The sequence below is a fragment of the Cyanobacterium sp. genome (assembly GCF_054166785.1).
In genome coordinates, this window is the sequence record NZ_JBSZCP010000064.1 from 1 (window position 1) to 7,240 (window position 7,240).

General features: G+C 34.4%; 9 protein-coding genes. 5 read left to right on the top strand and 4 right to left on the bottom strand.

Annotation, left to right across the window (positions count from 1 at the left end; genetic code table 11):
• Positions 1–258, bottom strand: a 258-nt coding sequence (locus ACXITR_RS13425) for a transposase (protein ID WP_457997730.1), incomplete at its 3' end; no start/stop codon positions are given.
• 200 nt (positions 259–458) lie between these two features.
• A complete protein-coding gene (locus ACXITR_RS13430) occupies positions 459–1,886 on the bottom strand; it encodes a VapE domain-containing protein (protein WP_457997731.1) in 1,428 nt (475 codons plus the stop codon).
• Between the two features lie 49 nt (positions 1,887–1,935).
• On the opposite strand from ACXITR_RS13430, the gene ACXITR_RS13435 reads away from it, so the two are divergent.
• On the top strand, positions 1,936–2,109 hold the full coding sequence (locus ACXITR_RS13435; protein WP_457997732.1) for a hypothetical protein: 174 nt from the start codon (positions 1,936–1,938) through the stop codon (positions 2,107–2,109).
• A 341-nt stretch (positions 2,110–2,450) separates the two neighbouring features.
• On the opposite strand, the gene ACXITR_RS13440 is transcribed toward ACXITR_RS13435, so the two are convergent.
• Positions 2,451–2,783: a helix-turn-helix domain-containing protein gene (locus ACXITR_RS13440; protein WP_457997733.1), complete on the bottom strand. Its 333-nt coding sequence runs from the start codon at positions 2,781–2,783 to the stop codon at positions 2,451–2,453.
• 442 nt (positions 2,784–3,225) lie between these two features.
• On the opposite strand from ACXITR_RS13440, the gene ACXITR_RS13445 reads away from it, so the two are divergent.
• Both ACXITR_RS13445 and ACXITR_RS13450 read left to right on the top strand, forming a co-directional pair.
• On the top strand, positions 3,226–4,434 hold the full coding sequence (locus ACXITR_RS13445) for a hypothetical protein (RefSeq protein ID WP_457997734.1): 1,209 nt from the start codon (positions 3,226–3,228) through the stop codon (positions 4,432–4,434).
• 1 nt (position 4,435) lies between these two features.
• A complete protein-coding gene (locus ACXITR_RS13450) occupies positions 4,436–5,419 on the top strand; it encodes a hypothetical protein (protein ID WP_457997735.1) in 984 nt (327 codons plus the stop codon).
• Positions 5,420–5,551: 132 nt separating this feature from the next.
• On the opposite strand, the gene ACXITR_RS13455 is transcribed toward ACXITR_RS13450, so the two are convergent.
• Positions 5,552–5,917, bottom strand: coding sequence for an IS630 transposase-related protein (locus tag ACXITR_RS13455; protein ID WP_457997736.1), 366 nt, complete (start codon positions 5,915–5,917; stop codon positions 5,552–5,554).
• A 160-nt stretch (positions 5,918–6,077) separates the two neighbouring features.
• Between ACXITR_RS13455 and ACXITR_RS13460 the strand changes: the two genes are divergently transcribed.
• Both ACXITR_RS13460 and ACXITR_RS13465 read left to right on the top strand, forming a co-directional pair.
• The gene (locus ACXITR_RS13460; protein WP_457997737.1) at positions 6,078–6,686 is read left to right on the top strand and encodes a hypothetical protein; all 609 of its coding nucleotides are present in this window, start codon (positions 6,078–6,080) and stop codon (positions 6,684–6,686) included.
• Between the two features lie 278 nt (positions 6,687–6,964).
• Positions 6,965–7,240 (top strand): hypothetical protein (locus tag ACXITR_RS13465; RefSeq protein ID WP_457997738.1); only part of this gene is annotated, 276 nt, incomplete at its 3' end.

The window sequence follows — 7,240 nt, forward strand, 5'->3', positions numbered from 1 at the left end:
TAGTTGCTTATGAAGCTCACACATCACCATTTCAAAGATACCCTCTTTTTTCCAGTTTTTATAATGCCAGTAAACTGTAGAATAAGGCGGTAAATCCTTGGGTAAATCAGACCAATTACAGCCATTTTTGAGTTGATAAAAAATACCATCCCAAATTTGTCTTTTAGACCACTTTGGTGGACAAGTTCGTTTCTTTTTTGGTAACAGAGGTTTGATTACTTCCCATTCTTCATCACTTAGACTGCTAGAATATGCCATCCTTCTATTTCTCCATGTTTTCATCTCAATATTCTACTAGATACCAAATGGGTTCTATAGAGTAAAAAGGTGGTTGCAGTGGTTACACTTAGATATAGTAAGGGTTTGAGGTGGTTGCAAGGTGGTTGCAAGGTGGTTGCAAGGTGGTTGCAAGGTGGTTGCAAGAGATAAAAAAAGCCCCCTGTGGGAGCAATTAACTATTAATTATCTTTTATCCAGCATTTTCGATTTTTACCATCGTGTCGCTTCTGGACTTTTCGCCATCCTTTTTGAGACAAAATTTTGGTAATTCTCATTTCCTGTGGCTTTCCGACCTGTTCAATTAAAAAATCGAAATGATTGGTAAGAATTTCACGAACAGTTATACCAATTTCTTCAAAACCAGTTAGGTAATTATCAAGGGCTTCGTTATCCCATGAGTCATGATAAATATAGGTCTGATTTAGTTTTTCGCTTTCTTCTTGACGTTCGTCTGATAAATACCAACGTTCCCCTGCAAAATAAGCATTTTTGGCGTGATACCAAATGCTATCTCTTAACTCGGCTACCAATTTTAAATCTATTTTTTGAAAAGCTGGAACTACCCAAAATCGACGATTACCAGTTGGATCTACTAAAAATTCAGTCTCATTTACCGTACCTACAATGACATTTTTCCTTTTGTAAGTTTTAATAATACGTCCGTAGGGTTCTCTGAAACTGTCCTCAGCACGACTCAAAAAGGCTTTTAATTCCCCTGCCTTTTTCTTAGTAGTTATCTTTTCAATTTCTGCTAATTCACAACACCATCGTTGATGCAACACCAATAAATCGTCTTTATCTGTACCTGCCACACTATCAGAGAAAAAATCAGCACCATAAAGAACTTTAAAAAAGGTACTCTTGTAAGCTCCTTGTTTTCCGTGAAGAATCAAAGCGGTATCCATCTTACAGCCCGGTTCATAAAGCCTTGCCACGCTCCCGATTAACGTTCGATAAATCATCTCATCAAAAAGACTGTTATTCGTTCCAAAAAATAAGGTAGATAATTTCTTTATATCTACGGACAACTTCGGTTGTACCAAATCGAGATAATCAATTACAGGATGATAATTATTATTTTTTGCTAATTCAACCGCTACATCGTAAGCTAATTGCTTCGTAACTTTAAATCCTTCGTTTAAGGAAAGATGAATGTAAAAATTTTCTAAATCTGCTGGTTCACCATCCAATTCAACAATCCTTAACATCTCATTATATTTAAGGCGATTTCCATAAATATCTTTAAGGGCATAATAAAAATCGCTAACCGACTTGAACCTAATCAGTTCTGGACTACTTTTTTTAATTTCTTTCTTTTCCTCAAGTAATCCCTCATATTGATGGTCTAGGGCAAGTAGCTCAGTAGTATAGTTATCGCCTTCAATCTGAATCAAAGACTCCAGAAGCTCCTTAAAATCTTCAGTGAGAAAGGGAACTAAATCCGCAAAATCATCTTTGGGTTCGGGCGATCGCCCTACTAACTTAAATAAAGCACGAGTAGGCAGAAGCAGTATATCCAAATCCTCGCTATCAAACTCCTGCCAAGCCTTGTAGAAACGAATTGCTTGAGTAATACCAGCTTCGTCATTATCCGCAAGATAAATCAACTGTTTTACCCCATGTGCGATCGCTTCTTCATAAAGCCTGTGGTGTACGGTGAAATCACTTTTTGATTTTATTCCTGAGCCGACGAGCGATAAACAAACAAGCCCGTGGGCGATCGCATTATCAGCTACTTTTTCCCCCTCACCAACGAGAATCGCTTTATCCTTTGTCAGTGTTAATAATTCATCAGAATATTTATGTCTTAGGGTTTGCTCTTTTTCGTAGTGCGTGATCCTACTAATTATGGAAATATTACAGGTAGCTAGATTTGGGCGACCGCATATAGGCTAATTTGATTCTAGCATAATTTTCGGTTCATAGAACAGACCGAAAAGCCATTGCACTATATCAAAAAATTGATATTTAGCTTTTATAATAAAAATGTTTTTAAAAACATTGATAAAAGTTCTTGAAACGGCGAAGTAACAAGATTATAGGAACGTAAATCCCTCGGTAACTGGTAACTATTGGGGGTTTTTCCTTGTCAGTTTTTATTTTTAATTGTTGTTAGTTTGAAATTTACAATTTGATTATATACCATATCAATAAGCGTTAATAACAATACTTTAATGCACCGCATCATGGAGTAATTGCTTTGCTAGTTTTATTTTCTCCTCATCATTAAGGTGATAAACCAGCTCGTAACAACCTACATAAGTTTGGGGGCGACTATTAAGGTCTGAATCTTGATTTATTTTGTCCCGTAAAGTATTAACAGAGATGCCCATGTAGTGAGCTATTTTATTGAGATTATCAACTTTAGGACTTGCTCTACCGATGAACCAAGCATGAACCGTGTGATATGGAATATCCATTTTTTTGGCTAACTCACGCTCATTCATACTATTTTTGATCAGGGTTAACAGCCTAATTAATCGCTCATGTTTTTCTTTATCCATATACGTATAAAGGGATATGTGAATAACTACTTTACTTCTACTTTATATAACTTTCAAATTTAAGTTGAAATTTATATATCTTTCTATATATAATAAAGTTTATGGGTTTATACTTAAGTATAGGCTAAAATCAATAGTTAGCAAATATAAATAAAAGTTTGTTTAAAAAAAGGCAAGAGGCTTTATCACAATCTCTTACCAAAAATAAATGAATTTAAGTATTAGAAGGTTTTAACTTCTTAACCAGTCCTAAAAGCAAATTAGTTAATGTTTGAACTCATCGTTAACTAACTTGCTGTAAGACTATATGTCAAATAAAATCATAACATAACATTATTTATTAGCGTTATTTTTTTTAGTAAATATATTTATGATTGGTTAAGAAGAATAAGAACTTATAACTTAATTTTTACTATAAGTTATTACAATAGTGAGGTTTTAAATGAGAAAAATTAGATGTCCTCAAGAATTTTCTCCGCAGGACTTGCGAGGATTTTGTATAGTCACAAAAAAAGATTTAGCTTCTGCTATCAGCAATAAATTAACAGCTTCTCAGTGGAAATTATGGGCTTATTTAATGATGCTAGATCCTTTTGCTGATCATAAAAAAGATGGTGAAAGAATTTACAAACCATTACCTCCTCCACAAAAAATAGCAGAGCAAATAGGACTTTGCTATGACACTGTAATTAAAGATATGAGGAAGTTAAGAAAATATAATCTTTATGATTACAAAGTTACTGGATGGCAGGGTTACAATGAATCGGCTCATCATGCTAAAGGAGTAAGACATAAAAAAGCTAAAACCGATTCACAGCAAGCATTAGGCTTAATCAACCCTGATAATGGACTAAATAACCCAACCAGTGGGTTGAATAATCCTGATGATGGACTAAATAACCCTCCCAATGGGTTAAATAACCCAAAATTAATTCCAGAAGTATTGCCTTGTAAAGATTATAGCTCTCCTCATACTATTCAAACTAAACAAACAAAACATACTTTTTCAGAACAAGAGACAGAGAGAAAAAATTTAAGAAAAGAAGATCAAGTAAATCAATCAAACTCCAATGAACGTAACTTTTTTCCCCTAGAAGAAACATCAACCACGGTATCTTGCCATTCGCATCACCTTAAGCACTATATCCCCGAGCGTAGTATAGTTGAAAGAACTGATAGTGTAAACGTTTACAGTAATTATAATTGGATACCGCCAGAGGGTGATTGGAAGGTAAGTAATAGACTAGATCCCCATTTCCATGAGTGGTTAGCGAAGAAGTGGGCGAAAAAGTTCAATATTAAAATCCATGAAGCGAAGGCAAATGTGACTCTTTGTTTTATGAATAGTCCAGCGAAGCTCCCTATTCAATGGAGTCAGTACCAGCAGGAATCATTGGCTAAGGTTGATAATGTTAGGGTGCGTCTGAATCATGGTTATACGATTTCTCCCCAAGAACAGGTTAACGTTCTATCTCGCATTAATGCTATTAATCCTTGTAATCAGAGTTCATCATCTCCCCGTAGTGTAAACAATTCAGTAATGGAAGATAGTTCTTCTTCTACTGAAAAGATACCTGTTAATCTTACTGCTTTGAAAAAACTCAGCGATTTCATGGCTGGTTTCTCTACATCTAAGGTTGTGGGGGCTTAAAATGATTAACAACGCTTTACTTCATGATAATCCTCAAAATATTGGGATAGACGATTGGGTTGTTTACAAAGATAAAGTTGGAAAAGTGATTGGCTGTGTTAAATCTAATATCTGTGAATTTTGGGTTCTTTGGTCTGGTTTTAATACTCCCCACAGTGCGATCGCCTCTAGTTTAATTAAAGTAAATATTGATCAAGATTATACGGGCTGTAAGTTTAATGGAGGATACTGTAAACGTTTACAGTGGTATCAGGGGCAGATAGTAGCGGAGGTTCATTTGGATGATGGTACTTCTAATCATTGGAAGCTCTCATACCTTCAAAATCGACTTGCTAATCAAAGTATAAATGTTTACACCAATAGTAATTTAATAAATCTCTCCCTTGACCAAATCCTTGTTGATAAAAGGTTACAGGCAAGGACAAGAATGAGTAAGCCCACTGTTCATGATTACACCTGTAAGCTCAAAAAAGGGGTTAAGTTCCCTCCCATTATTGTTTTCATGGTCGATTCCCATTACTATCTAGTGGATGGTTTTCATCGGGTTGAGTCAGCAAAACGAGTTAATCTTGATGCTATTTCTGCCATTGTTCATTACGGCACTTTTAGAGATGCTCTGTTGTTTTCTCTTTCGGTTAATACTGACCATGGACTTTCTCGCAGTAATGCTGATAAACGCAAGGTCGTGATGACTCTCCTTAATGATTCTGAGTGGTCTAAGCTCTCTTTAAGGGAACTAAGTGCGATCGCCCAAGTATCCCATAGTTTTATCGCCAAAGTTAAACAGGAGATAAGGAAGCCGAAAAAGAAAGACTTATCTTTACCCCCAGATGTGGTGAAAAAGGGTAAGGATTGTTTTTCTATACACTGTGACAAAAGCACCATTGACTTACTTCGAGCTTTTATGAAGGAGTCAGATTTGGCTACGGCTGAAGGTGCTATTAATAGATTACTGTTTAGTTATAAGGAAATGGAAAAAATATGACTAATAATCTTTCACAAATAAAGATGATACTTTAATAACAAGTTGATTAGGACAAAATAATTAATATTTGATTGATATAGTCCTAATCATTTTTGCTCAAAAATAGTAATTATAAATTGTCATATCTCATACTTAAAGAATTTTCTCCTGTTTATGAATCCATATTGTTTTTGCTTCATAGCCAATTTTTTTTAAAGCTTCAGATATTCTCATTATACTGACATCTTCAGGCCACATTTGAGCCATTTCTTTCTGTGTCAAATGGCGATGAGTTTTAACAAATTTTTCAAATGCCTTAAGGTCGCATATTTTTGGGCTAGGACCTGATTTAGTTTTTCTTTTAGGTTTTATATGACCTATGCTATCTCTTTGATTTAACCAGTTATTTAATGTATTTCTACTAATATTAAAAGTTTTACAAACATTAATTTTTTTTTCTCCTTTATCAATAGCTGATAAAGCTTTAAGTCTTAAATCAGGACTGTATGGTGCTGGCATTTTCTTCTAAATTCAAAATATTTTACTCTTATTATAATGATGTCCTAATAAACCCGATAATTGTTATATAGGTATATTTGAGACTGTTTATTTTTTTGATGGCAAGTTAAAATACTTAAGTATTATTAAACAAGTTTATCAAATAATTAATAATAGTAAAATGATTGTAACATTTTTAGCTGAGAAAAAGAAAACAATTAAAAATAAAATTAATAAAATATCAACAAATAATTTATTAATAGCAACATCTATAAGTATTGGTTTATCAATATGGTCATCTTATGTCAGACTCGGTGAGTTAACCCCATTGAACTTTATATTAACAACAGTATTGACTATTTATTTATTAAGCTATTTTAGTTCAAAGTATTTTAAAAATAACTGGTTTAATAACTGTATTAGAAGGTATGGATTTTACCCGATGTTGTGGTTTGCCACTTTCTCTATTTGGTTTGGCGATATTTTAGCCTTTAGTGCTAATGCTCAGGCAGGTGAAGGTTCAGGAACTAACGAAGGTATTTTCTTTAGAAATATAAGAAGTAAAATAACCAGTATTTTAGGTAATAATGCGGGGGGGGATGGAGCAACTCAAATTATTAACTTCGGCTTTGGTATCCTTCAATTAGCATTAATTCTTTATATAGCCTTCTCTATATTCCAGGCTGTGAAAGCCCAACAGAATGACGAGGAATGGATCGAATCAGCTAAAGTACCTCTTATTGTATTGTTTGCTGTAACTGCGGGAGACTTTGCGGTAAGCCTGATTTAGATAGATGATTAATGTAAATAAATCACTAGGTAAAAAACCTACTATCTTTCTAATTCCTGCTGACCAAGTTTTGCCATGGGGAATAATAGCCATGCTGGGATTCTACTTCGGGAGACAGATGCTAGGTTTTTCCCTAATCCAAACATTTCTATTTATCGTGTGGGGCGTTTCGACTTGGTGGTTTTTGACAGCCCCCGGATACCATCACTTTTTTAGCAGACTGATGAAAGAACCTAATTGGGTAAGGGCAATAACATATTATGAGGTATTAATACTAGATGGCGAAGAAGATAGGGATAAAAAGGATCAAAGATCCGATTAATGGAAAAAACAAGGCTCTAAAACCATTTGAGGATAACTTTCAATTGATCGCCTTCTTAGAGTACAGGGAAGGAAAAAGTAAGATTGGAGCGACCTTATTAGAAAAGAAAAAAGATGAAAGTTACAAAATCATTTTTGGTTTAGATTGCCGTGGCATATCACCTATCCTTGCTGATGAACAAATTGAAGACGCTCTGGATCGGATTGATGCAGGTTGCAAAGATCTTATAGAA